This is a genomic window from Cellvibrio sp. OA-2007, assembly GCF_000953825.1.
Lineage (GTDB): Bacteria > Pseudomonadota > Gammaproteobacteria > Pseudomonadales > Cellvibrionaceae > Cellvibrio.
Map to the genome: position 1 here is coordinate 129054 of NZ_BBUL01000088.1, position 26096 is coordinate 155149.

A 26096-nucleotide genomic window follows, 5' to 3' on the forward strand; every position below is an offset into this window, starting at 1 on the left:
ATTAAGACCTATGGATCCCCGCAAGCGGGGATGACGACTCTCGTTTTAAATCGATGGCTTGTTTTCGATATTCCGAGGGCGTCATACCCACCATTCGTTTAAAAAACCGGTGAAACGCCGATTGGCTGTTAAAGCCGGACTTGTAGAGTATGTCCAGCACCGTATCACCTGCGCACTCCGGCGAAGCCAATAGGCGCTTGGCCTCCTCGACCCGCTGGCTATTGATGAACTCGAAAAAATTTTGCTGATAGTGAGTATTGATAATGGTTGATAACTCGCGCGCTTTTACCCCGATCTGATCGGCAAACCGCTCCAGATTAATCTGGCTTTCCAGATGCAAGCGCAATTCGCCAATACCCCGCTCCACCGCCTGCAACTTGTCATCCACCTGAGGGATTTCCTGCAAACGATCTTTTTCAGGTTCAGTTATTGCCACCAAATCCTGCTGCACCAGCTCGCGCGTATTGCGCCAGCCGAACAAAAACAGGGCATTAATCAACAGCACCGTTAAGTAGTTATTGATGATACCGAGCAGATCGTTGGTCTCGCCACTTACATAGCCGCCTAAAAAGTAGGCGATAAATGACCAGAGCCAGTGGATAAAAAAGCCCCCCAACACCAAGTCGGCCAGACGCAACTCGCGCTCGGAAATAGTGGAATACATTTGCTGGAGCTGTTTGCGCAGCCGATATTCGGTGTAGAAACAGGCGAACACGTAGATGAGCGGTGAGCATTTCACCAAAAACCAGACAAATGCCAGCGCCGCGCGATCGCCCCCTGAGAGCGACGCCCAATGCCAGGGCAACCAGTCATAGATACTCAAGTCATAGGCAAAGGTCACCCCCACCGCCAGCACGGCGGGCAGCAGATGAATGCCATGGCGCCAGTGCCGCAAGTCGATTTCTTGTGATAGGGAGCCTAGATAAAAGAACAACACCGGCCCCTGCAGTAGCAGGCACGCTGATAGTAACGCCGGAATCACTGGGTAATTGGCAATCGCCATAGCTTGGAAGCTGGTGTTCCAGATGATCAAGGTAGTGCTGAGCGTACCCACCACCAACAGGAAAAAAATCTGTAACAGCCGCCGCGGCTGTTTTCTCCCGCCGGGCAAGATCCCCAGGGCAATACAGAGCAGCAGAGTTTCCAGAATGGTCAGGACGATAACCACCTCATGCAGATTCAACAACAAGCTTTTCATTATTCTTTTGCTCCGGCATGTCTCAATCTAATTAGGTTGCACAACCCATGGATCCCCGCACGCGGGGATGACAACTCCCCAATTAAACCTCCGTCACTCCCGTATGCAGAGGTGGCAGCATCCTGCTGAGGGGTGAATTATCGCCGCAATCACCACCGCACGACCTGTCCCACTTTGCGATTTCGCTAAGTGGGGCTTCTCAGTTTTATACAAACCGCAAAAAACAGGAGGAATACTTACCCGCCCAGATGAAATAGTAGCCTCCATGCGGTGGACTGACACCGCAGATCTAAAAAACAAAAATGCTAACAATAACGATACGAGAGGCAAAAATGAAAAAACTCGCCAAATCTGGCCTGCTTCCCCTTGCACTGATTTCATCGGGATTCTTGTTGACTCAAGCTGCGCAAGCGCAAACCTGCGGCTGGAATCAAATCTGGAAAGACGACTTTAACGGCACAACCCTTGACCGCAATAACTGGTCGCTGGAGGTAAATGGCGATGGCGGTGGCAATGGTGAGCTCCAGTACTACACCGACCGACCACAGAATATGTGGGTCAGCGGCGGCTTGCTGAATATCAAGGCGATCCGCGAAGCCTATGATGGCAAAAGCTGGACCTCTGCCCGCCTGCGTACCAAAAACGCGCAGGATTGGACCTACGGCAAAATCGAAGCGCGCATCAAAGTACCCAGCGCTTCCGGCACCTGGCCAGCGTTTTGGATGCTGACCAGCGAACAGCAGCGCGATTCCCACGGCTGGCCGCAGGGCGGTGAGATCGACATCCTTGAAACCGTGAATACCAGCGAAGATATACTCGGCACCTTGCACTACGGCGCCTATTGGCCCTACAACGGCAACACCGGCTGGCCGAATCCCGACAACCTGATCGCCCCCGAAGCGGGTCGCACCAAAACCGATTTCCACACCTACGCGGTTGAATGGTACGAAGACCGCATGGTCTGGTCGATTGATGGCGTACCCAAAATCACCAGCTCACGCAGCAAACTCGACGGCCCATCACCCGTCCGCTCCAACTGGAACTCTTTCTACAATCGCCCCTTCCACGTGATTTTGAACTTGGCGATGGGCGGCTCTCTGGCAGGTAACCCCAACGGTAGCGAAGCGGCTGAACAGCTGATGCAAGTAGACTATGTGGCCGTTTACAAAAACGATGCCAGCTGGTCGGTGGAAGGCGATACCTATGTCTATCGCGGTGAAAACTACAAAAAGTACCGTGTCGATGGCCCAACCACTGCCAGTTACAACTGGTCGGTGCCTGCGGGGGTGACCATAGTATCCGGCCAGGGTACGCGGGAGATTGTTGCCGCTATTGGCAACACAGCGCGCTCCGGCAATTTCAGCGCAACCTTCAACTCCGGTTGCAGCCTCAAAACCGTGAGCAAACCAGTAACTATCGAACAAGGCCGCACTCAAACTCTCGCCAGTTATGAAAGCGGGTTAGGGCTTACTCACCTGCAAAACGGCGTGGCTATGGGTGCAGGCGCGATTGTTAACAACCCAGCGCCGGGTGCCGTCAATACCTCCAGCAAAGTGCTGCGCTATGTGCGCGATGCAAGCCAACAGTGGGACAACCTCAAACTCAGCGGTTTTGGCAAGCTGAACGCAGGCGAATTGCGCTCTGGTCGCGCCAAGATTTTTGCCGATATTTACTACCCGGCATCGGCCACTAACCTGCTCGGTAAAGAGATCGGCGGCGGTTTGGAAAACAGCGCCGTAGTCAGCGCCACCCCCAGTTGGGATGGCAATACCGGTCGCCTCGCACGCTTTAAAGGCACCATCGGCAAAGCCGGTGAATGGCATACAGTTGAGATAGATTTTACCGGCACACCGGATTCAGGCATAGCCGCCAGCCAAGCCGATAACCTGGTATTGATGGTGGAAGCGGGCTTTAATCGCCCTGCCGACTTCTACCTGGATAACATCCGTATCGTCTGGCCCGACAATGGTTACAGCCTGAAACAAACTATCGCCAACTTCGATGGCACCAGCAATGGCGCAATCAAAGCGGCACCCTACACCAGCGGAGTACGCTCGATTGTCGCCAATCCGGCGCCGAACGCGGTAAATTCATCGCCAAATGTGCTGCGTTATGTGCGCGATGCGGGCGCCACCTACGACACCCTCGCCTTTAACGGCATCACCGGCATACCCGATGCGCTGGACGCACAACACGGCATGGTGCGGGTAGCAGTAGATGTTTACACCACCGCGCCAGTGGGCACGATTATCTCCATGAATCTGGAAAACGAGCTGCAGGTGAGCGCAGTCACTCCGGCAGATTGGCAAGTCGGTCGCCACAGTTTCTACCAAACCGAGACCACCAAAACCGGTCAGTGGGAAACGCTGGAGTTTAACTACAACTTCGCGGCCGCCTTGGGCGATTGGGCGAATAACAAAGCATCTGCACCTTTCACCGGTGTCGATCAACTGATCTTCCTCATCACCCCCGGCGTGGCCAGTACCGGCACTTTCTACTTCGATAACTTCCGCGTAATGGCCTACAACAAAGATGCACCGGCCACTGCAGGCAGCTCATCGTCCAGCAGTTCGGTCGCCGCGCCATCCAGCCTTGCCAGCAGCAGTAAAAGCTCAACAGCGCCGAGCAGCGTTGCACCGTCCAGTACGGCGCCATCTAGCACCGCTCCTTCAAGTATCGCTCCGTCAAGCGCAGCACCAAGCAGCTCCAGTGTAGCCGCTTGCAGCAACTGCCCACCGGTATTGGTATCCCAGGGTCGCACTGTTACTGCCAGCACCGCATTAACTGCAGCGGCTAATGCAGTAGATGGCGATGGCGGCACCCGCTGGGAGTCAGCACACGCAGTTGACCCAAGCTGGATCATGGTGGATCTGGGCAGCACCAAAGCACTGAGCCAAGTGGTGATTGATTGGGAAGCCGCCAACGCGGCCAACTATCAAATTCAAGGCAGCACCAACGGCATGAGCTGGACCAATTTAAAAACCGTTACCGGCGGCACCTTTGGCACCCGCACCGATACCCACGCGGTGAGCGGCAGCTATCGCTATGTGCGTATTTACGCCACCGCGCGCAGCACCGGCAACCAATGGGGTTATTCCATCTGGGAACTGAAAGTCTACGCCCAAGGCACGCCAGCAAGCAGCTCAGCGGCGAGCTCAAGCTTGGCACCAGCTGCACCGCTGAATATTGCCAGCGCCACGGCCAGTACCGCACTTACGCCAGCGGCAAATGCGATCGATAAAAACAGCGGCACCCGTTGGGAGTCTTACCATGCACTTGACCCAAGCTGGCTGACGCTGGATTTGGGCAGCGCCAAAACCCTGAGCAGTATCGCCATCGATTGGGAAGCAGCCAATGCGGCGAATTACACAGTGCAGGGTTCGAATGACAATTCCAATTGGGCAACTTTGGCCACCCGCACCGGCGGCACCTTCGGCGAGCGCACCGACACACTGAACATCGCCGGTAGCTATCGCTATCTGCGCATTCACGCTACCGCACGCAGCACGGGCAACCAGTGGGGTTATTCCATCTGGGAAGTGCGCGTGCTGGGCTGGTAATCCTAACCACATTCGTCATACCCGCACATGTGACCTTCGGGAAGTCGTCATACCCGCTTGCGGGTATCCATAGGTTTTCACATCAAAAGCTGGACTCCCGCTCGCGGGAGTGACGATGTGTTTATAGCGCAGATCGCGCCAAGAACAACAAGCTCCCTCTCTCTGTTTCCACTGACCCGGTGGAAATAGAGGCTTTTTCACCCGGCATTGGCCGCGCCTGCTGCCAGTGCCAGGGTGATTTTTTAACGGGTAATCAACTCCTTAGCTAATAAAAAATAATTCCCTTGGAGGAACTATGCATTTCCTACTACAAAAACAACCACTTACTGCGGTAATCATCAGCCTTGGGCTGGGCGCAAACGCGGCCCAAGCCCAAACCGCCTACAACGACCCCTGGTGGGCAAGCCCCAACAACAACACCAGTTTTGTCGATCAATTCGATGGCGTAAACATCAACCGCAACAAATGGCTGGTGGAAAAAAACATCTTTGTGAACGGCGAAGATATCGACTATCAAGACGTTGAATATCCCGCTGCCGACTGGACCCTGCGCGTCGGTCAGCCAGATGCAGGCGCGAGCGATGGCAAGGTGTTGAACCTCAAAGCGCGCTATATGGATGGCCAGATTCAGGACTACTACGGCGGCAATGCCGGTCAGGGCAAGCCCCTGTTTATCCGCGCCGGGCGAATCGAATCGCAAATCGCCGATGACTCCACCTTTGTCTACGGCAAATTTGAAGCGCGTATCAAAATGCCGCCTGCGCGCAACGGCGAATTCCCCGCTTGGTGGCTGCTGGGTAACTTCCCCGATGTGGGTTGGACGGCGTGCCAGGAACTGGACATTATCGAGTTCACCGGCGCCAACGCGAGCAAGGCTCCCCAAACCCGTTGGTCAGCGCCCTACCCGGCTTACGGCGGCAACCCATTCGGTACGACTTACGCGCAATTGGGCATCAGCCCGAGCGACCAGTACGTTACCTACGGGGTGATCAAAACCCCGGAATACATCGAGTATTACATCAACGGCGTCAAGACTTTTACCTGGTCCAAAGCCGAACGTGGCGATCAACCCTGGCCCTACCTCACGCCCATGCGCATGATCCTCAACCACGCCATCACCCATGTGGAATGGCCGGATGTGGGCAACTACAACAAGTTCAGCACCAACGCGAATGTAGCCAACAAAACCGGCTATACCCGCACCACTAATGGCGTGACTGAATACGAGTACATAGATACCGCGAGCATGAACACCAATATCGGCCGCGCTGGTACGGATTTCCTTGTGGATTACGTGGCTCACTGGCCGCTGCCCGCAACAGATAGCTGGCACAAGTACATCGACGAGAGCAAATACAGCTTCTTCCGTCCGACCAACAACACCAAAGGCTTCTATTCATTGAAAGGCTGGATGGCGCCGGTATCGGTAACGGCCGATGCTTACTTGCAAGAAGGTGATAACGCCTATCGCGACAACAGCGCCAAAAACGCGGCCGATGGCTATGTTGGCTCCAAGTGGGCGACACCACGCGACGACAATATGCACTCGGTCACTATCGACTACGGAGTGGATAAACCGATCAAATACTTCTGGATTGAATGGGCGTGGAATCTACCCAAGTCCTATGACATCTACGGCAAAACCTCCACCGGCAACTGGGAGTTTATCCGTACATCGGATCAACAAAGTGTCGGCTGGGCAACCCATACCTTTGATGTAAACAAGACCTATCGCTACGTCAAACTCGTCACCAAAGGCCGTATCGATAAAGCCGAGCCAATCTGGCTGCTGGAATTCAAAGCCTTTGAAGATGTAGCCAACGTCTATCCAAAACCCGCTGGCACCGCACTGGTGGATCGCGCCGTTAACATGCTGGGCAATGGTAATTTCGCCACTGACCTGAACGGTTGGGTGGGCGAAAACTACGACGGCTCGGGCGCAGCCTACGCTGCTATAAACGGCGAAGCGCGTGTTACTGCCGCCAATCAGGGTACCGGCGCAGGCTCTTATCAGTTGCACACCCAGGGCTTTGGCTTAAAGCGCAACTATCGCTACCAAGTGAGCTTCCGCGCACGCGCTGCATCGCCGCGCAATATTCAAATGCGCCTGTCAGAAGACCAGCTGAACCCATCGGCAGCCGGTACCTATCTGTTACAAACGGTCGCCCTGGGCACCACCATGGCGAATTACAGTTTCAATCTGGATTTCACCGGTGGCGATAACGCTGGCCGCCTCGCCTTTTTGTTTGGCGCCATGGGCAATGCGACCACCTTTATCGATGATGTGGTGATTCGTGAAATCGCCTATATCGGCTCAGGCGATCCCTTGGTTCCAGCGATCAGCGCCACTAATTTCACCGGCGCCAGTTCTGGCTGGGAAACTGAATGGTGGGGTGCTGCATCCCGCGCGGTAGACGGCTCAACCGGCAACAAAGCCAGTGGCAAACCCGGTGTGGCAGACAATCAGGATCTGTGGGTTAGCGTCAATATCGACCCCAACTATGAAGTGAAAGAAGTGCTGGTAGCGGGCGATAAATCCGCGCCACGCAGTTTGGCGCAGTTCAAAGTGGAATACGGCACCGCCAACAACACCATGATCGATTGGACCAACAGCAATAACGATGGCACCTATGAAAGCTTCAGCAGCTTTAGTGCTTATCCTCCTGCTAACGAGCGCAACTTCCGCTTCTGGTTCCGCCCACCGGCTGGCCAAGTAGTCGAAGTCGCCGATGTGCAATTGATGGCGGTCGATTTAAAACCGCACCGCATTTACTCCATCAATCTGGATGGCGCAGGCAGCATCGCTCCGGCGGGCACACTTCGCTACAGCAAAAACAACACTGACTCGGCGACTTACACCTTCACACCACCCGCAGGCCAGCAAGTGGCGAACGTGATTGTGGATGGTGTTGCGCTGGGCGCGATGAACAGCTACACCTTCAACGCGATCTCTGCGAGCCACACCATTGCAGTGTCGTTCACCGGTTCAGTTAGCCAGCCATCGTCGGCCTCCAGCTCCAGTGCGCCGTCATCTACACCCTCCAGTGTGAGCAGCTCCAGCGCACCGGCATCGGTATTGGTATCGCAAGGTCGCCCGGTGACTGCCAGCACCAGCATGATGCCAGCAACCAACGCGGTCGATGGCAATGGCGGAACGCGCTGGGAGTCCAACCACGGCGTAAGCCCGAGCTGGATCATGGTCGATCTGGGTTCAAACCGTAATCTGACCTCGGTCGTAATTGATTGGGAAGCGGCCAACGCGGCGGATTATCAAATTCAAGGCAGCACTAATGGCACCAGCTGGACGAATTTGAAAACTGTCACCGGCGGCGCTTTTGGCAATCGCACCGACACCAATGCCGTCAGCGGCAGCTATCGCTATGTGCGTGTTTACGCTACGGCGCGCAGTGCGGGCAACAACTGGGGCTATTCAATTTTTGAATTGAAAGTCTTCGCGCAAAACGCAGCAGTGAGCAGCAGTTCAGCATCCAGCACTGCAACGCCCGCACTCTTAACGCCGGTAAGCGCCACTGCAAGCACGGCCTTAACCGCAGCGAGTAATGCGATTGATAAAAACGGCGGCACCCGTTGGGAATCGGCACACGCGATTGACCCAAGCTGGATTACGTTGGATTTAGGCAGCGCAAAAAATCTGACCCAAATTGCCATCGATTGGGAAGCGGCAAACGCGAGCGCTTATAGCGTTCAAGGTTCGAACGACAACGCCAACTGGACCAACATCGCCAGCAAAACCGACGGCACTTTTGGTACGCGCACCGACACGCTCACCTTAAACGGCAACTACCGCTATGTGCGCATTTACGGCACCGCGCGCAGTGCAGGCAACCAATGGGGCTATTCAATTTGGGAGGTGAGACTGACCGGATTTTAAAGTAATCCACATGTAAAAAACCAGCTTTACATCTCCGTCGTCATACCAGCTTGCGGGTATCCATAGATTTTCAACAACAGCTGGACTCCCGCAAGCGGGAGTGACGGAAAAACAAAGAAACAAAAATAGCACAACGTAAATGTTTTACTCCGTCGTCATACCCGCCTGCGGGTATCCAGCACTTAAAACAATGGATTCCCGCTACGCGAGAGTGACGATGGAGAATTTTTCAAAAAACAAAACAGAATTATCAAAAATCAACTAAAGGACGAAACAATCATGCACAAGACAAAATCACTTTCATTATCCAAATCCTTTTTATTATCCAAGTCATTTTTGTTGTCAACGTTACTGACACTCGGCATCAGCAGTGCAATCAGCAGCCAAGCTGCGGTCATTACTTTTGATGATTTACCTGCAACCGAATTGGATGCAATTCCCGCTGGTTACAACGGTTTTACCTGGGGTGAATCTTTTTTAACAAACGTATCCTACGTGCACAAAAACACCCTGCCCGGCACCGGTTTTGAAACCGGCGTTGTCTCAGGCGATTACGCCGCATTTAATTTTCTCGCCACCACCAGCATCATCAGCGGCGCGCAATTTGATTTTAACGGCGCCTATTTAACAGCAGCCTGGAACGATGGCTTGAATATTGAAGTCAGCGGTTTTTTAAACAACGCGCTGTTGTTTACCCAAACCGTCACCGTCAATACCAGCGCCGCTCAGTGGTTCGATTTTAATTTCCTCGGCATCAACTCCCTCAGCTTGCGCGCCTGGGGTGGAACTTCTATTGATGGCACCCAAGGCAATGATTTTTTTGTAATGGACAATTTCACCATCAACGAGCCCACGGCAGTCCCCGAGTCATCCTCACTGCTATTGTTACTGCTCGGCATCGCCGGAATTGTAGTGGGCCGCAAAACCAGAAAAGCCTAGTCTACAAAGAAAAACCATAGCGTCCCTGCTTTGCCGCTACCAAGCGATTGGTAGCGGCGTTTTTGTTTTTGGGGTAGATTCCCAAGCCTAACGTAGGTTGGCGCTGAGCGCAGCGATGCCCAACATGACAATTACACAGAGCCATTCCATAAAACATGATTTAGGATGTACACACAATGAGATCAAAAAAAGACTCATTAGATATCGAGCATATAAGTTCAGTTATGGGAAAAGAACTAAAAGATACCTCACCGGAGACATTGAAACTATTTGACTTCGCAATACAATCTATCCAAAAACGAATTTCATACTGTAAGTATCACTTGAGTGAATTCAACACTCACAGCACGCCTGTGGCGCTCTTGAAAGATAGACTTGACCCCCAAACTGATGACGAACTTTCAATTAGAATCCTTTATGAAGCTAATGCATTTGGATTTATTAGTAACTTACACGCATTAGTAGACTCCCTTCCATTTATCCTGAATATTATCTTTAACACAAGAGAAATTGACAACACAGGTATTGGTTGGAACCCTAGATTCATCAATGGATATAGAGACTTTACCTTTTTTAGCCAATTAGAAAATTTTCAAAAAAATAATTTATTTGTCAAGCTAAAGGGGCTTACAAATACTAGCAAACACAAATACCTAACAAGGCTAAAAAACGACTTTAAAAAAATAAGCTTTGAGAGCATTAGCTATAGAGAAAAAAAAGAGGAAAAATTAATTGCCGATGTGGATGCTGAACAATTTATGATTGATAGTTACAATACTCTAATACCAGAGCTGATCTGGACAATCAATCTTATTATTGAAGCGAAGAAAAACTCACGAACAGAGACTCTAAGATAAATAAGAGGGGATTAATAATGATCTACCAAGGTAACTGCCATTGCGGCGCAATACAATTTGAAGTGGAAGCACCCGACGAAGTGGAAGTCGAAAACTGCAATTGTTCGATCTGTAATATGACCGGCTTTTTGCATTTAATTGTGCCGCAGCGCAATTTTCGGCTGATCAGCGGCGAAGACAATATCACCACTTACACCTTCAATACCGGTGTTGCCAAGCATAAATTTTGTAAAACCTGCGGCATCAAACCGTTTTACATCCCGCGCTCAAATCCAGACGGTGTGGATGTAAATTTGCGCTGCTTAACCACGCAACCAAAAACGGTAAAAATTGTGGATTTTGATGGGCAGAACTGGGAGCAACATGCGCACACTGTTGCGCACAAAAGCCTGTAATTAGTTGGAGTTATTACTTAGGCTCAATAAATTGAACCCCTACGGCCATGTTGAAATGTAGGGGCGCAATTTATTGCGCCCTATAACCCAACACTCGCGCAGGCAGTAGCAAGACACTTTTCAAGAAAGCGAAGAGCGCCTCAAAGGTGATACCTATAAGGCGAAATGGCAGGGAGATGAGCCAAACAAGCGGCCAGAGCAACAACGCGAGCAACGCCAATGGCCAGCAGACAACCCATAACAATAACCAGCAGATAAACGTCAACATACCCATTCCCCTTGCGTGCCACGATTGTTGGCTTAGATGCGGATTGCAGCTATTTGGATTCAACTAACCGTTATTTAACTCCAAGAGGTCTGAGCCTTTGGCACAATTAGCTTATTTTTGACTATTTTTTGGCGCAATTGTGGCGCGATTAGTGTAATTGCGCCAATATCTGGCGCAATTAGTTTGAGCACCCTAAATAACCTATACAAAGCCCAAGGACTTAAAAAATGCAGGCAGCAGACACCTCATTAACCCCGTATCTCTCAACCAGCTATTACATCGATTTTGATCACCCGCTTGTTAGCGACAAAGCACAGCAATTAGCGCGCAAACATCACGGCGAACTGGAATTAGCTAAAGCATGCTTTGAGTTCGTCCGCGATGAGATTCAGCACAGCTGGGATTTTCGTAAAAATCCGGTGACTTGCAAAGCATCAGATGTACTGATGCACCGCACAGGCTATTGCTACGCTAAAAGCCATTTGCTGGCGGCGCTATTGCGGGCCAACAATATCCCTGCAGGATTGTGCTACCAAAGGTTGAGTGTCAGCACGGGGGGGAGCCCCTATTGCTTGCACGGGCTAAATGCTATTTATTTAAATAATTTTGGCTGGTATAGGGTCGATGCAAGGGGAAATAAACCTGGTGTCTCAGCACAATTTTACCCGCCAGAGGAAAAGCTTGCCTTCGCCGTCAAAGGATCATTGGAACGAGACCTTCCCGAAATATGGGCAGCCCCCATGCCACTGATTGTCGAAACACTGGAAAAATACTCAACCGTAAAAGAAGTCTACGAAAATTTGCCCGACATCATTTAAACCTTAAGGGAAACTATGGATATCAATATCAGAAAATTTAACGTAGGGGATGCACCCAAACTCTACGCAGCAGTTAAAGAATCCGTTGCCCATTTATCACCATGGTTATGCTGGTGCACGCCAGCCTATTCAATAAATGACGCTGAATTCTGGGTAAATACCGCTGAAACAGAATGGAATGCAGGCCATGATTTTCGGTTTGTGATTGAATGCAATCTCACCAAAAAATTTCTTGGATCGGTCGCAATTAATCAGGTGATCCAGCAGCACAAAATCGGAAATCTGGGTTACTGGATAAGACAATCGGAATTAAATCAAGGCGCATGCATCAATGCGGCCAGAAAAACAATTGAATATGGGTTTAATGAACTTCAATTACAACGCATCGAAATATGTGCACTGGAAAACAATACTGCCAATATCGCAGTCGCCGAAAAATTAGGTGCCACTTACGAAGGAATACTGCGCAACAAGTTATTTCATAATGGCAACTCTTATCCGGCCAAATGCTATTCGCTAATTCCAAGTGACTTAAGCACCCTACAAGCATATGAGAAGATAATGTGAAACTAACCCCCACCACCGCCCTCATCATTATCGATCAGCAGAAAGGGCTGGATAATCCAAAACTCGGGCCGCGCAATAACCCCGATGCCGAAACAGTCATGCTGAAATTACTTGGCGCATGGCGCGCAGCTCAGTGGCCGATTATTCACGTTAGGCATCGCTCACCGGAACCCGATTCTGTTTTTTGGCCAGAGCAACAGGGTTTTGAATTCAAACCGGATTTTCTACCACAAGGCGATGAGCCAATCGTCGAAAAAAACGTCCCTTGTGCGCTACTCAAGACTAATCTTGAGCAAATACTTGATCAAAAAAATATCCGAAAAATTGTATTGATAGGGGCGTCCACCAACAACTCAATTGAAGCCACTGCTAGAAACTTGAGCTCACTTGGCTTTCGGGTTTGCATAGTCGAGGATGCTTGTTTCACCTTCGCAAAAAAAGATTACTTCGGCACAGCAAGAGCCGCAGCAGATGTGCACGCAATGTCGCTGGCAAACCTGCGAGACGAATATGCAGAAATTACTCATTCCACACAATTACTCATGGAGTTCGCATGTTAGTTCGCCCCTACACCCCCAGTGATGCCGCAGCGATTTGCGATATTTATAATCACTATATCGAACACACGGTGATTACCTTTGAGGAAGTTCCACTCACCGCTGCACAAATGCAAGAGCGTGTTGCGGCTTATACCCAGCTCTACCCCTGGTTGGTTTGTGAGAACGAAGGCAAAGTGCTTGGTTATGCTTACGCAAGCAAATGGAAGGAGCGAATTGCGTACAAACATACGGCAGAAATTACCGTGTATTTAAAACACGACACAACCCAAAAGGGTTATGGCAGCGCGTTGTACAGCGAATTGATCGCGCAGCTGAAAACCAAAGGCTGCCATGTTTTGCTTGGATGCATTGCGATTCCCAATGAGGCGAGTGTGCGCTTGCATGAACGTATGGGCTTCGAAAAAGTTGCGCATTTTGCTGAGGTGGGGCGCAAGTTTGATCGCTGGTTGGATGTGGGCTATTGGCAAAAAACCTTGTGAAGGGCTACTCGCCCTTCTGCCGAAATTCAGTTGGTGTCACGCCAACCATGCGTTTAAAAAAGCGATGAAAAGCTGAGGGGCTGTTAAAACCGGATTTATAGATAATCTCTAAAATGGTTTCATCTTTTAACTCTGGCAATACCAATAGGCGTTTGGCCTCTTCCACACGATAGCGGTTGATAAACTCAAAAAAATTCGATTGGTAATGCATTTTTAAGATTGCGGAGATGTCACGCGGTTTCAACCCTATCTGCTCCGCAAAACGCTCAAGATTGATATTGCTCTCCAAAAATAATTTGTCCTCGTTCATCGCCTTTTCGATAATTTCAACCTTGTGGTCCATTTTAGTGGGCTGCACCGGTTTGGCCACAGGTACCACATGTACGCTGAGCAGTTGGCGAGTATTAATTAAACCAAATACAAATAAACCGTTGACCAACATCACCGTAAGATAATTATCGATAATGCCGAGTGTATCACTCACCGATGCGCTCACCATGCCTTCCAACAAATACGCAAGCAGCGACCAGAGCCAATGCAAACAAAAACCGGCCAGCACAACATCGGCCAGTTTTAATTCAGACATGGCGATATCGGAATACAAATGTTTTAGCTGTTCGCGCAATCTGTATTCCGCGATGACACACGCGATGATGTAACCCAATGGCGATAACTTTACCAGCGCCCAGACAAATGCCACCACTGCATTCTCGGTACCAACTAACTCAGTTGCCGGTTGCCATTCCACACTATCAATACCAAAAAAAGCCAGCAATAGAACCGCAACCAATGCCGGCGCAAAATGCAACAGATTGCGCCAGCGTAGCAATACCATTTGCTGCGAAAGCGAGCGCAAATAAAAGTACAGCACCGGCCCTTGCAACAATAAACAGGCAGCGAGAATAGCGACCACAAAAGGCGTGTGATTAATCGCTGCTGTTTTTAAATCGCCATTCCATACAATCAGAGTGGTCGTTAGCACCAGTGCAATGAGCAGAAAAAAACCGGACAAAATACGCCGGGGCTGCAGATGTTTGGCGGGCAATAAATTTAATAAAGCAGCCAGCACACAGCACTCTACCGCCGTGAGCACCAGCACCAAGTCATGGATATTTAGAAAGTTGGTTTTCATCAGGCCCTTCTCGCGTAGGCACAGCCAATCACCCTCGTGGCAGGGCGCTCTCTTTGGCGGTGGATTCTCATTATAAAATGCAGTGGCCGTCTCACAAATCGATTGGCTTCGCCGGGCCTATTTGAATACACAGTGTTTGGCGTAATCCTTAGCTTCGTTCATAGTGAGGTCACCCTTGGGTTTTTCCGCAATGCTTTTACACCATTCAGGGCTACCAACTTCAGGAGCGCAGGCAGATACCAAGTGAACCAAGGCAACAACCAATAGCAATTTAACCATTCTTAAAAAAACGTGCATATAAAATCCAAATTATTTGAGTTGTATAGATATTGCACCAGCAGTGGGAGCATGTAATACATGGCTGAGTCAGGGCAGCCATGGAATAAAAATTCCAGTGCAAGGATAGCAGAGCCTGTCGCTAAAGAACCTATTCACCCTACACATAGGCGATTTTGGCCATAAAAAAACGCCCGCTGGATAAGAGCGGGCGTTTCATTTACACAAGGCAATCACACCTCAATAGATGATCAACTAGGGCAATGCATTCAAATGATTGCCTACAGGCACTGAGAAGATGCGACCATCTTTTACATCCCAGTTGATTGACCAAGTCATCACGCCACGGAAATCCGCGTAAGCTGCCAGCGGCGTGTTGCTACCGCAATTGCTGCGTTTCACCAAACAATCGACCGCTTTGTTAATGTCCGCCGTTGTCGCTTGACCGGAACCGGCAGCGCGTGGGCCAGAGGGCAAACCGAGAGCGACTTGATCCGGGCGTAGACCTTTAAAGTTACCGGCTGTGCCGTTGGCCAGGGGGAAACCTTCGATCAACATACGCGCTGAAGCTACCATCATATCCACCGTACCGGCTTGATAGGATTGCGCCGCATAAGGTGTCGCGAGACCGCCATTGTTGTACAACTGCACGTGCAACAAATCCAATTCATTGCGCAATTGATCAATCATCGGCAAGTAAGCACCCCAGATTCCGGTGTAAGCCACATAACCACCTTGCACATAAGGATGCTCAGGCGCCATTGAGACATACAGATCGGGGTACATAGCATGAAGTTGTTTGATCGCCGATACCATGTTGCTGATCACTGGCGCACCATGCATTACACCGGCACCACTTTCCAGATCAATGTCCACACCATCAAAACCATACTCATTGATAATCGCCGCTGTGCTGTTGACGAAATTGGCGAGGTTGGTGGAATTGTTCAGCGTCACAGTACCTTTTTCACCCCCGTAGGAGAGCACAATGTTTTTGCCCTGCGCACGTTTAGCGGCGACATCGGCAATAAATTGCGCTTTGTTCAACGCTGGATCCAAACGGAATTCCACACTGCCATTGCCAGCGTCATCCACAAAGGCGATAACAATCACATCCCAAGATGCATCAACATCGGCCAAACGAATTACACCGCTGCCGTTGTCAAAGTTGTGCCAGTAACCCACCAACGCATGTTTTGGCAGAGCGGCAGCGTCACCTGGAACACGGCCATTTCCGGTAGAACTGGTAGATGACTTACTCGAAGATGCAATGCTGGAAGGTGCAACAGAAGATGACGAAGACGATGATTTTGAGCTAGGCGCAACACTGCTAGGCGCACTGCTTGAAATGCTGCTTGAAACAGCACCGCAAGACTTCACCAATTCCCACGCCTGCTGCCAGTGCGCACCGGTACCGGGCGCATACGCCCAGGCTGCGGTAGAGCCACACCAACCCGCGACCGTGCAGCGATACTCACTACCCGCATTTTGTACCAATTGGCCTGCGCTGTACGCAGTGCCAGCAACGTACTGTGTCGACGCACAATTTCCCGCAGCAATTGAAGAGCTGGAAACAACAGCGACTGAACTGGAAGATTTTGAGCTAGGTGCAACACTGCTTGGCGCAGATGAAGACGATGGCGCGACAGAACTCGGCGCAGAAGAAGCCGCGCCATCACAGGCGCCGAGCAGTGTCCACTCTTGCCATTGGCCGGAGTAACTGGCCGGGCTGTGCCCTTGCGACCACCAGTTGGCCTTGTAGGCTTTACCGGATTCTTGCACCTGTGTACTACCACCGTAGGCAGCAGTGCTATTCCACTCTGGCAAACCTGCACAATTCACCGCAAATGCACTGGTTGATAAGCCGCTCACGCATAATGCGGCAAGTGCGATAACAGAATTTTTCGCTGACTTGTATATGTTCATAATCCCCTCACTCTCTTTGTATTTTTTGGACAAAAGATTCCCGCAAAGAAATTGTGAAAATTTCTTTGGATTTTTTGCTTCTATTGAGATTTTTGTGGGCGCCCCCGTGGATCAGTACTTATCTTGTTTTTTTGCTAAAAACAGATTGGCCGTACTTTGGGAAACACTCCAGTCCCGGTAACTCGTTACGAGCTCCTTCTGGTCGTTATCATCAGACTCATCCGAGTGTGATTTATTATTCTGGCGCAAAACACCTTATGACAACGTTGCCATATATATCACCCAGATCAACGAATGGCAATCATGTATATGACCAAAGGATGACGATTACGCAAAATTTTTATTTCATTAGAATAAAAACTTTGCGCAATCGGGGAAAATAACGGGGGATAGATGATTGGGAAATAACGGATTATTGTTGGATCAAGTTGGCACGCTGGCGCACCGCTTCAAATAAACACACGCCGGTCGCTACCGAGACATTCAAACTGCTCACGGTGCCCGCCATGGGAATATTCATCAAGTGGTCGCAGGTATCTTGCGTTAAACGGCGCAGGCCATCGCCTTCTGCGCCCATCAAAATACCAATCGGGCCGGTGAGGTTGCATTGGTAAACTGACTGCTCTGCTGCACCCGCGGCACCGAATAACCAAATACCTTTTTCCTGCAAACTTTTCAGCGTGCGCGCAAGGTTGGTCACCGGAATAAACGGCAGCACTTCCGCCGCGCCGCAGGCAACTTTGCGCACTATGGGCGTAATGCCGACGGATTTATCCTTGGGTGCGATAACCGCATGCACACCTGCAGCCTCCGCCGAGCGCATACAAGCGCCGAGGTTGTGCGGATCAGTGACACCATCAAGGATCAACAAAAACGCTGGCTCGTTGAGATCGTCAATCAACTTAAATAAATAGGTTTCATCGAATGTTTCACCCGGCGTGCAAATCGCCACCACACCCTGATGATTTTCATCGCCAACTAATTCATCCAGTTTATTGCGATTGACGACCTGGCAGTGAATGCCATTACTTTGTGCAGCGCTAACAATTTTTTGCAAGCGCTGATCATTGCGACCCTGCACCATGTAAATTTCAATTACCCGTTGCGGCGCACTTTTTAGCAGGGCCTGCACAGAGTGCAGGCCAAAGATAGGTTCACGTTTCAAAAAAAATTACCTGATTATTTAGGCTTTAATACTCGCTTTGGTTTAACGCTCAGAGACCCGGGTTTCGCGCTCGCGCAAAATCCGGTCTTTCACTATATAAATTTCGCGATTCAAATTTTCATCCAAGACAAAGTTTTCACTGCGCAGCCAGCGATCAATTCTTTGTCTTAGCCTTAACCACCGGTCTTTTATCATTTGTCTTCTTAGCCCCAGCGACAGCCTTGCTTTTTGGCGCTTTTGGCGCAGGCGATTGAACTGTTGCTGGCGCTGCCTTGCTTGCAGCTTTCGCAGTTTTACGGCCATGATCGACCTCCCCTTTGGATGTTGCACTTGCCGCTTTAGCTGCGGACACTTTTTTTACTGCAGCTGGCTTGGTAGTAGCTGCCTTAGCCGCAGGAGCTTTAGGCACAGCGGCTTTTTTACTAGCGGCGGGTTTAGCGGCGGCCTTTTTGGCAGGCGCAGCATCGGCCACTTTTTTCACCACCATCTTTTTAGCCACGACTGTTTTTACAATCGGTGTTTTGGCTGTTGATGGTTTTTCGCTAGCTTGCGCGGTCGCCACTTTTTTAGCGCCGGTTTTCTTTTTGCCGGACGATGGTTTAGCACTCGCCGATTTGCCGTTTTTCGCTTTGCCCGCCGGTTTAGCGGCCAATGGTTTACTGAGCGTTTTAGTTCCCGCAACCTGTTTCACTACTATTTCTGCGGGCGATACTTTTGTCTCGCCAGCTGATTTTCTTTCACCGCCAGATTTTTTAGCGCTGCCGGTTTTTTTACCAGCCTTTTTATCGGCGGCTGAAGCAGCGCCGCGTTTACTCGTTTTGGGTTTAACCGCCGATTTGGGGCGGCGAACCGCATTGGCTGATTCGAGTTCAAAATCGATCTTGCGATTATCAAGATCCACCCGCACCACACGCACCACCAACTCATCGCCCAAACCAAATACTTTGCGCGTGCGCTCGCCCATTAAGCGATGTTGCGCTGGTTCAAAGCGATAATAATCGTGTGGCAGCGAGGTGATATGAATCAAACCTTCTACGTACAAATCATTTAGTTCAACAAACAAACCAAAACTGGTCACCGCACTCACGTGACCGGCGTACACAGCGCCAACTTGATCGCGCAGGTATTCGCATTTCAACCAACTCACCACATCGCGTGTGGCCTCATCGGCGCGGCGCTCGGTGCGCGAACACTGTTCACCAAACACCACCATGTCGCTCGCGGTGTAGGGGTAAATAAATTTTTTCGGAATCGCTTTGGCAGTCTCAACGCGGCGCACATGAGTGGTCGGTTCTGTGCCGCGCACCACCGAGCGAATTGCGCGGTGTACCAGCAAATCCGGATAGCGGCGAATCGGCGAAGTGAAGTGGGTATAGGCCTCATAACCCAAACCAAAGTGGCCGTGGTTTTCTACTTGATACATCGCTTGGCGCAGACTGCGCAGCATAACGGTTTGGATTAAATGACCATCGCTGCGATCCTGAATCATTTGCAGCAATTGTTGGTAATCGCCTGGTGTGGGCTTGTCGCCCCCCGCCAACCCCAAACCTAATTCAGATAAGTAAGCGCGCAGATTTGCAAGTTTGGTTTCTGTCGGGCCTTCATGCACGCGGAACAAGCCAATCAAATTATGTTTTTCAATAAATTTGGCTGCACAAACATTCGCGCACAACATGCACTCTTCAATTAATTTGTGCGCATCATTGCGTTTGATCGGCACTATACGTTCGATTTTGCGCTCTTCATTAAATTGGATGCGCGTTTCAACCGTATCAAAATCAATTGCACCGCGTTCATCGCGCGCAACGCGCAGGCACTGATACAGTTTATGCAGCAGTTCAAGCTGCGGCACAACAGACTTGTACTCTTCGCGTAGCGCATTGCGCAACTCGCCTTCACCTGTGAGAATTTCGCCCACTTTGGTATAGGTCAGGCGCGCATGGGAATGCATCACCCCTTCATAAAATTGATAACCGGTAATGCGCCCGGCATCGCTGATATTCATCTCGCACACCATGCACAAACGATCGACATGGGGGTTGAGTGAACACAATCCGTTGGAGATAGCCTCGGGCAACATGGGCACTACATAATCAGGAAAATACACCGAGTTGCCACGCGCGCGCGCTTCAATATCCAACGCACTTTCGACCGGAACATAATGCGACACATCGGCAATCGCCACGTATAAACGCCAGCCACCTTTGCGGCGCTCACACAACACGGCGTCGTCAAAATCCCGCGCGTCTTCGCCATCGATGGTGACAAACGGCAAATGGCGCACATCGACGCGATGCAACTTATCTTGCTCTAAAACTTCATGCGATAAACGCGCCGCTTCTGCCAGCGCCTCACTTGGCCAAACACTGGGAATACCGTGCGCTTGAATCGCCAATTCGATTTCCATGCCCGGCGCCATATGGTCGCCCAATACTTGAATCACGCGGCCTGTGGGCAAGCGGTTTTTGTCCGGCTGCATGGTGATTTCCGCCACCACGATTTGCCCGTGTTTGGCACCGCCATAGGCGCCAAACGGAATCATAATGTCATGGGTAATACGCGGGTTTTCCGGGCGTACAAATTGCACACCCTCTTCATTAAAAAAGCGCCCGGCCAATTGGGTGGTATTGCGCACTAGCACATCGACAATCGCGCCCTCTTCTTTGCCGCGATATTGCTCGCCCGAGAGCCGTACAATTACCTCATCGCCATCAAACACTTTGCGCATTTGGCGATTGTGCAGATAGATGTCCTCACCGCCATCGGCGCGGATCACAAACCCGTAACCATCGCGATGCCCCTGCACGCGGCCACGCACCACATCGATTTTATCGAGGCGCACATAAGCATCGCGGCGGTTGCTGATCAACTGGCCATCGCGCGCCATCGCAATCAAACGGCGGCGCAGCGCTTCAATCTGGTCTTCACCCGTGAGCTTCAGCATCACACACATCTGCTCATGGGTAACCGGCTGATCGGCGCTATCGAGAAGGTCGAGAATGTATTCACGACTGGGGATGGGGTTTTCGTACTTTTCGGCTTCGCGCGCGGCGAAAGCATCGCGGGGCGGGGCTTTACGTTTAGTCAATTGGGCATCCTATGATCAATATTGGCGGTTTTTAAACGTTCCTGGCGCTGTTGCCTCAATTATAGGGCAGCGAAGATGACAAACCTACAAATAAAATCACCAGCCTCGTTGACAATCCAAATCGCGCTAATTATAGTGCGCGACCTCAGCCAAGGCTGATTACGCCCAGATGGTGAAATTGGTAGACACGCCAGCTTCAGGTGTTGGTGACGCAAGTCGTGGAGGTTCAAGTCCTCTTCTGGGCACCATCTTCAAAACCCCCGCTACGCAAGTAGCGGGGGTTTTTACTTTTCTAATCAGTCAGTTTTCATTTCTTACCTATCCCCGCCACTAAAACCACCTATGATTTAGGCAGACTCACAATTACTGGACTGCCCAATGCCCGATAAGCGCCAAAACATTCGCGAAGCCTTTTTGACTGGGGCGTTTCGCTTTTTGGGGTATATAGCCCATTGTGATGGGCCGATTAACCGCGAGGAAATTGAGCGGCTGAAAGTGCATATGAAAAAAATGCACCTCGCGGAGGATGAGCAGCGCAGAGCGCTTGCACTGTTTAAATCGGCCACTGCGCCTGAGTTTGATGCACGGCAGGCGCTGCAGGAATTTCGCAGTGCAACTACACCCAAGCTGATCCAGATTTTATTGATGCATCTGGTAGCTATGGCGCGTGCCGATGGTTATTTGATGGAGAAAGAACTGCATGCACTACAGTGGATTGCGCGGGAGCTGGGTTACAAAAGTATCGTGCTTCCGCATTTATTAAAAATAATCTACGCACAAGATCAGCTCGCCATGAGCATTAATCCACCCAAACCCGCCCAAGCCGATACCTATAACAATCCGCATACAGCGCAAGCAAAACCACAGCAGAACACCCAACCCCACACTGCAAATCAACAGCGCAACTTGCACAAAGCTTACAAAATATTGGGTGTGACAATCGATATGACTGAAGATGAAATCCGGCGCGCCTATAAAAAACTCGCCAGCCAACTGCACCCCGATAAATTAATGAGCCAAGGCTTAGCGCAAGATCAGCTCAATGCCGCAACCGAACGATTTAAGCGCATCCAAGCCGCCTATGCGTTTATCAAAAAACACCGCTCGCTCTATGCGGCAGGTTAATAACTCTCAGTCAAAGTAATATGCTGTAATTGACGCACACTGAAAAGCCGGATTATTTTCATCAATTAATTGGTGGGTTGCGGATGAGCTTACGAATGGCAACAGACTTTGAGGTCAGTAAGGGTGGCCTTCCTAGCCAGTGGCACAATCAAGGTAGGTTGCTGGTAAGTTTACGAACCGCAACAGCTTTTAAGGACAGAAACGTGCCCTTCCTAGCCAGTGGCACAATCAAGGTAGGTTGCTGGTGAGTTTACGAACCGCAACAGCTTTTAAGGACAGAAACGTGCCCAAAGCGGACACTGAAGCAATATAAAGATATGCACCACCAAGGCTGTTTATTTAGCTATTAAGCACACTGATCGGTTACATACAATCAATAATTTCTAAGGAAAATTTATGCCTATTTATGCAAACTATCTGGAGCTGGAAGGGTAGGAGTGCTTCAGAGGCGTGATTGCTTCTCTATTGTGTTGACTAAAATGAATTGCTGAATTGGGCTTATTGAAGGCATCTTTTTTCTTAATAAAACAAGGACTTGATAACTATGGTTTATCTACGAGCGCTTCTGTTGTTGAGTATTTTTATTTCACCATTATCCAGTGCGGGAAAAACTGCACAAGAGGTTGCGGAAGAACAAGCGAAGGATCTTCCAATAACGCTGAACAAATGCGCTCAGATTGCTTCAAATGTCGGTTTCGATAAGACAATTATTGTAACGATGGTAATGAATTTCAAGTGTATGGTTCAGGCAGCCAACCCAGGAGTGGATATTGAACCATCCAAAGAATATATAAAAGAGTTCACCGATTTTTTTACGGATCAATACACTAAGAGTCCAGGAAACTCATACTGTGTCATTATACAGAGCGATGAATATGAAATTGATGTTTTTAATATTGTTGTGAAAGACAGACTAAATGGCATAGAGCTGAATATTATTGTTGACAACAAGGTGTGCAAATCCTCTAACTTTTCTAGCCCTTAGGCATAAGGACAAATCATAGGGTTTACTAATGCTTCATAATTAATTCATCTGCTTAGATGCTTATAGCTGACAATAACGGACAATAAAAACTCAGGAGATATTGTGATGCAGTGTGCAAAAATTATAAATGTTATCATAGCTATTATTGTGCTTTCTGGCTGCAGCAACAGAGAAGAAAGTGCCAATATGCTTTTCGTTGAATTGGTTCAGGGCGCCCAAATGGCAGACCAAGAAAATAACAGCCATACAAAAAAGTACAAAAATTATATGGCAGCCAAGATGATCTATGATCAAATAATTGATAAGTATCCAGAAACATCTATTGCCCTAAAGCTTTCTACAGGTGAGGCAGAAATAGCCGGAAAAAGTTCTTTCGTGTTTCTGCAATTAGATCAACAATTACATGAAAAAAGTGAATTAGAAAAAGATCCTTTTAGTATATTGGTGAGTAGTGTTTTAAGTCGCGACGCGACAAAAAATAGTATGCGATTACTTGTATCTATCATGAATGCTTACGCCAAGGCTGGCCGCACTGAAGAAGCGGCACAATTATACCGATCTATTAATAATTTCTTTGATGTGTACAAGGATCAATCTAATCGAGAGCAGTTTAAAATTGAAGTTGGGCTTTCTTATGCAGCACTTATTAAAACAACCGAGTCTGAAATTGAGCTGATAAATTCATTTGAATTAGCAAAGAAAAAATATGGCCCCCCAAAATCAACTAAAGAAATAGATTTGTATTTCAAGTTTGCTGAGGCATTTGTAACGCAACAAAGAACTGATATTGCTGAAGACATATTGAAGGATTTGGAACGGGAGGATTATAAAGATGCTTTTGGAAATACGGATTTTCGCTACATTGTTAAAGTTGCCGAAGTGTATGCCTTATTTGATAAGGAATACTCTATACGTCTTGCCGAAAATGCACTGTCTGAATTGTTAGGTCGAGAAGGGCCACGCTTTTCGTATGAGCCAGAATTATTGAAACTTATATATCGTGAGGGGCAGGAGCAAAGATTTAAAGAGGATTTTAAAAGGGTGTTTTCATGGTCAATGCTGAAAGGTGAAAATAAAAGAATTTATGCTTTTCTGAAGCTAGCCACGCTCATTAAGGAAATAAACCTCACAGAGGCAGAATTAATTTCGATTGAAAATGTTAAGGGATACTACCGTCAAGATGACTACATAGAGTTGTCCACGCTGGGAGAATTTTATTCGGCACTTGGTTTTGATCTATTGGCAATTGATACCTTTAATCAGGCTGTTACTGTTGCTTCTTATAATAATAAAGATACTGATGGTTTCGGTTTTTATTGGGTTGCAGAAGCTCTTGCTAGAAATGGTTATTACACAAAGAGCGATGAAATTAATAATTTAATTAAAAGCGACAGCCTAAAAAAATCAACTATTAGCTGGATGGCTAAGACGCAAGCAAAAAATGGAGAGTATCTCTCTGCAATGCAAACATTCAATAGAATGGATGATGGACTTACCAATACATGGATCTACATTTTGGCCGAGCAAATGCAGTCAGGCACGTTGCCTAGCTATCAATTCATTGAGGAATCGCATCGTGCATTTTTAAAGCTAAAAATAGATTGATGATGCAATCAAGAGACGCATTACCTTTATCCATTTAGCAAAGCCTACATGGGCATCTTGAGGATGTTGGCTTATTTAACGAAGAAGTAGCACTTACAGCAGAAACTTAGATGTGTAGACTGCATATTTCTAAATTTATATCTCCGTATATCCTCAGCGCTATTTGCGTTGCCTGCTAAGATATTGCAGCACCATATTTTTTAAAGGATTATTCTGCGCGTGGTTATATTCAAATAAACTGTTATATATTTTAGGGCAGCTATGCACGCTATCGTAGCCTTTGATGATACGGGTTCACCTGGTATAGAAACACCGTCAAGCTGGCTAAACAGTAAAAGAAAGTCTTATGTAGGTGTTATTTTGTTGCCAGAGCAGGTGGCGCAATTGACAAGCATAATGAATGCTGGAATTCAAGCAATTAAGTATCAATTTAATATCTCCGAATTTCACTTGACTGACATAATGAATGGTACAGCGCAGTGGCGTCACGTTAGTAATCAAGACAGATTTGACACGTTTATGGCTTTGTGCAACGTTTTTTCTAAACATTATATTCCGTGTGTTACACAAACATGGAGCCCAGAACACTATAGCCAGAATAATATAAATATTGAAAACCTAAATGAAATTGAAAACCTAAAAAAAGAAAACTATGAACATTTTGCTTTTTATGTAGCCTTAATGAAAAGCGTAAAGTATCTGTATGACCAAAAAATTACCCTTCCTGCTCGATTCTTTTGCGACGAAGGGATTAAAAAGCAAGGAACAAGCCTACACTTTAGCTTTCTCAATAAAATTAGCACTGACTCAGATGTAAAATTCGAACGATCAATGAATAATATTTATCTTCAAATAGCTGACTTTGCTGCTTACTGCTTTAACAAGTCTCAAATTATTGCAGTTAAAGAAACCAAAACAGATAGTGATTGGAAAATATTAGAGCAGATAAATAAAAGTGGTTTTGATTTCCTTGATGCTACGATGGTATTCGTATCAAAAGAACAGTTAGATTCGCAGTTGTATGATTATTTGCAGTGGCAAAATCACTCGAATAAGCACAATGGATAAGCGATATAACAAACGACACTGCGTAAAGCCCCCTTTTTTAAATAACACTTAATCGGCTCTTCTGTATTGAGAGGGGTATTATCATCAATGTCCGTTCCTGGCGTGCGCCGTGATAAGGCGGCGCTTTCCCCGTGGGTGAAAATCCCACTCGGCTATCGCTCCAGCCGAAAGCAACCGGAGCAATTATGGAGGC

20 protein-coding genes, 1 tRNA gene and 2 pseudogenes are annotated in these 26096 nt (G+C 48.7%); 15 read left to right on the plus strand and 8 right to left on the minus strand.

The features are described from left to right. Position 1: 1 nt before the first annotated feature. Positions 2-1198, minus strand: a complete 1197-nt coding sequence (locus AWU77_RS09865; protein WP_062062507.1) for an AraC family transcriptional regulator — start codon at positions 1196-1198, stop codon at positions 2-4. 551 nt (positions 1199-1749) lie between these two features. On the opposite strand from AWU77_RS09865, the pseudogene AWU77_RS21010 reads away from it, so the two are divergent. Beyond that, positions 1750-2589, plus strand: a pseudogene (locus AWU77_RS21010) (family 16 glycosylhydrolase); the annotation flags it as partial. Positions 2590-3719: 1130 nt separating this feature from the next. Here the strand turns inward: AWU77_RS21010 and AWU77_RS21015 are convergent. After that, positions 3720-4061: a pentapeptide repeat-containing protein gene (locus AWU77_RS21015; protein ID WP_375600838.1), complete on the minus strand. Its 342-nt coding sequence runs from the start codon at positions 4059-4061 to the stop codon at positions 3720-3722. Between AWU77_RS21015 and AWU77_RS21020 the strand changes: the two are divergent. The 5 genes and pseudogenes from AWU77_RS21020 to AWU77_RS09890 all read left to right on the plus strand — a co-directional run. Beyond that, positions 3979-4758 (plus strand): annotated as a pseudogene (locus AWU77_RS21020) (discoidin domain-containing protein); the annotation flags it as partial. The gene AWU77_RS21015 and the pseudogene AWU77_RS21020 overlap by 83 nt on opposite strands. A 295-nt stretch (positions 4759-5053) precedes the next feature. After that, a complete protein-coding gene (locus AWU77_RS09875) occupies positions 5054-8650 on the plus strand; it encodes a discoidin domain-containing protein (protein ID WP_062062513.1) in 3597 nt (1198 codons plus the stop codon). Between the two features lie 279 nt (positions 8651-8929). After that, positions 8930-9589: a PEP-CTERM sorting domain-containing protein gene (locus AWU77_RS09880; RefSeq protein WP_062062516.1), complete on the plus strand. Its 660-nt coding sequence runs from the start codon at positions 8930-8932 to the stop codon at positions 9587-9589. A 176-nt stretch (positions 9590-9765) separates the two neighbouring features. Then, complete coding sequence (locus tag AWU77_RS09885; protein WP_062062520.1) at positions 9766-10446, plus strand: hypothetical protein; 681 nt, start codon at positions 9766-9768, stop codon at positions 10444-10446. Positions 10447-10463: 17 nt separating this feature from the next. Then, complete coding sequence (locus tag AWU77_RS09890; protein ID WP_062062523.1) at positions 10464-10841, plus strand: GFA family protein; 378 nt, start codon at positions 10464-10466, stop codon at positions 10839-10841. Between the two features lie 70 nt (positions 10842-10911). On the opposite strand, the gene AWU77_RS09895 is transcribed toward AWU77_RS09890, so the two are convergent. After that, positions 10912-11109 (minus strand): hypothetical protein, encoded by a 198-nt coding sequence (locus AWU77_RS09895; protein ID WP_062062526.1) that lies wholly within the window; start codon positions 11107-11109, stop codon positions 10912-10914. Positions 11110-11336: 227 nt separating this feature from the next. On the opposite strand from AWU77_RS09895, the gene AWU77_RS09900 reads away from it, so the two are divergent. From AWU77_RS09900 to AWU77_RS09915, 4 genes are read left to right on the plus strand one after another with little or no spacing between them, the layout of a single operon-like run. After that, positions 11337-11927, plus strand: coding sequence for a transglutaminase family protein (locus tag AWU77_RS09900; protein WP_062062529.1), 591 nt, complete (start codon positions 11337-11339; stop codon positions 11925-11927). A 15-nt stretch (positions 11928-11942) separates the two neighbouring features. After that, complete coding sequence (locus AWU77_RS09905) at positions 11943-12494, plus strand: GNAT family N-acetyltransferase (RefSeq protein WP_062062532.1); 552 nt, start codon at positions 11943-11945, stop codon at positions 12492-12494. Beyond that, complete coding sequence (locus tag AWU77_RS09910; protein WP_062062535.1) at positions 12491-13054, plus strand: cysteine hydrolase family protein; 564 nt, start codon at positions 12491-12493, stop codon at positions 13052-13054. Before AWU77_RS09905 ends, AWU77_RS09910 begins: the two co-directional genes overlap by 4 nt. Then, entirely contained in the window at positions 13048-13533 is a 486-nt protein-coding gene (locus tag AWU77_RS09915; protein WP_062062538.1) for an arsinothricin resistance N-acetyltransferase ArsN1 family B, read from the plus strand. Before AWU77_RS09910 ends, AWU77_RS09915 begins: the two co-directional genes overlap by 7 nt. Positions 13534-13537: 4 nt before the next feature. On the opposite strand, the gene AWU77_RS09920 is transcribed toward AWU77_RS09915, so the two are convergent. The 5 genes from AWU77_RS09920 to rnr all read right to left on the minus strand — a co-directional run bounded on the left by AWU77_RS09920 (position 13538) and on the right by rnr (position 21120). After that, positions 13538-14665 (minus strand): helix-turn-helix domain-containing protein, encoded by a 1128-nt coding sequence (locus tag AWU77_RS09920; RefSeq protein ID WP_062062541.1) that lies wholly within the window; start codon positions 14663-14665, stop codon positions 13538-13540. A gap of 117 nt (positions 14666-14782) precedes the next feature. After that, a complete protein-coding gene (locus AWU77_RS09925) occupies positions 14783-14962 on the minus strand; it encodes a DUF3012 domain-containing protein (protein WP_062062544.1) in 180 nt (59 codons plus the stop codon). Positions 14963-15196: 234 nt separating this feature from the next. Then, positions 15197-16867, minus strand: coding sequence for a chitinase (locus AWU77_RS09930; protein WP_062062547.1), 1671 nt, complete (start codon positions 16865-16867; stop codon positions 15197-15199). Between the two features lie 412 nt (positions 16868-17279). Next, entirely contained in the window at positions 17280-18032 is a 753-nt protein-coding gene (gene rlmB / locus AWU77_RS09935) for a 23S rRNA (guanosine(2251)-2'-O)-methyltransferase RlmB (protein ID WP_062062550.1), read from the minus strand. A 154-nt stretch (positions 18033-18186) separates the two neighbouring features. Then, complete coding sequence (gene rnr / locus AWU77_RS09945; protein ID WP_062062557.1) at positions 18187-21120, minus strand: ribonuclease R; 2934 nt, start codon at positions 21118-21120, stop codon at positions 18187-18189. Between the two features lie 163 nt (positions 21121-21283). On the opposite strand from rnr, the gene AWU77_RS09950 reads away from it, so the two are divergent. The 5 genes from AWU77_RS09950 (at position 21284) to AWU77_RS09970 (ending at position 25903) form a co-directional block, all read left to right on the plus strand. Beyond that, positions 21284-21368, plus strand: a tRNA-Leu gene (locus tag AWU77_RS09950). A gap of 130 nt (positions 21369-21498) precedes the next feature. Further along, positions 21499-22245, plus strand: a complete 747-nt coding sequence (gene djlA, locus AWU77_RS09955) for a co-chaperone DjlA (protein ID WP_062062560.1) — start codon at positions 21499-21501, stop codon at positions 22243-22245. 544 nt (positions 22246-22789) lie between these two features. Next, positions 22790-23230, plus strand: coding sequence for a hypothetical protein (locus AWU77_RS09960; RefSeq protein ID WP_062062563.1), 441 nt, complete (start codon positions 22790-22792; stop codon positions 23228-23230). Positions 23231-23332: 102 nt separating this feature from the next. After that, the gene (locus tag AWU77_RS09965; protein ID WP_152625326.1) at positions 23333-24835 is read left to right on the plus strand and encodes a hypothetical protein; all 1503 of its coding nucleotides are present in this window, start codon (positions 23333-23335) and stop codon (positions 24833-24835) included. Positions 24836-25096: 261 nt separating this feature from the next. Further along, positions 25097-25903: a DUF3800 domain-containing protein gene (locus AWU77_RS09970; protein ID WP_062062569.1), complete on the plus strand. Its 807-nt coding sequence runs from the start codon at positions 25097-25099 to the stop codon at positions 25901-25903. Positions 25904-26096 lie beyond the last annotated feature (193 nt).

Excerpts from the sequence above, each read along its gene's own strand:
- AWU77_RS21015 (WP_375600838.1), bottom strand. The coding sequence starts at position 4,061 with ATGATCCAGCTTGGGTCAACTGCGTGTGCTGACTCCCAGCGGGTGCCG.
- AWU77_RS09925 (WP_062062544.1), bottom strand. The coding sequence starts at position 14,962 with ATGCACGTTTTTTTAAGAATGGTTAAATTGCTATTGGTTGTTGCCTTG.
- AWU77_RS09895 (WP_062062526.1), bottom strand. The coding sequence starts at position 11,109 with ATGTTGACGTTTATCTGCTGGTTATTGTTATGGGTTGTCTGCTGGCCA.
- AWU77_RS09880 (WP_062062516.1), top strand. The coding sequence starts at position 8,930 with ATGCACAAGACAAAATCACTTTCATTATCCAAATCCTTTTTATTATCC.
- AWU77_RS09875 (WP_062062513.1), top strand. The coding sequence starts at position 5,054 with ATGCATTTCCTACTACAAAAACAACCACTTACTGCGGTAATCATCAGC.
- AWU77_RS09900 (WP_062062529.1), top strand. The coding sequence starts at position 11,337 with ATGCAGGCAGCAGACACCTCATTAACCCCGTATCTCTCAACCAGCTAT.
- AWU77_RS09890 (WP_062062523.1), top strand. The coding sequence starts at position 10,464 with ATGATCTACCAAGGTAACTGCCATTGCGGCGCAATACAATTTGAAGTG.
- AWU77_RS09930 (WP_062062547.1), bottom strand. The coding sequence starts at position 16,867 with ATGAACATATACAAGTCAGCGAAAAATTCTGTTATCGCACTTGCCGCA.
- AWU77_RS09960 (WP_062062563.1), top strand. The coding sequence starts at position 22,790 with ATGGTTTATCTACGAGCGCTTCTGTTGTTGAGTATTTTTATTTCACCA.
- djlA (WP_062062560.1), top strand. The coding sequence starts at position 21,499 with ATGCCCGATAAGCGCCAAAACATTCGCGAAGCCTTTTTGACTGGGGCG.
- AWU77_RS09915 (WP_062062538.1), top strand. The coding sequence starts at position 13,048 with ATGTTAGTTCGCCCCTACACCCCCAGTGATGCCGCAGCGATTTGCGAT.
- AWU77_RS09865 (WP_062062507.1), bottom strand. The coding sequence starts at position 1,198 with ATGAAAAGCTTGTTGTTGAATCTGCATGAGGTGGTTATCGTCCTGACC.
- AWU77_RS09970 (WP_062062569.1), top strand. The coding sequence starts at position 25,097 with ATGCACGCTATCGTAGCCTTTGATGATACGGGTTCACCTGGTATAGAA.
- AWU77_RS09885 (WP_062062520.1), top strand. The coding sequence starts at position 9,766 with ATGAGATCAAAAAAAGACTCATTAGATATCGAGCATATAAGTTCAGTT.
- AWU77_RS09920 (WP_062062541.1), bottom strand. The coding sequence starts at position 14,665 with ATGAAAACCAACTTTCTAAATATCCATGACTTGGTGCTGGTGCTCACG.
- AWU77_RS09905 (WP_062062532.1), top strand. The coding sequence starts at position 11,943 with ATGGATATCAATATCAGAAAATTTAACGTAGGGGATGCACCCAAACTC.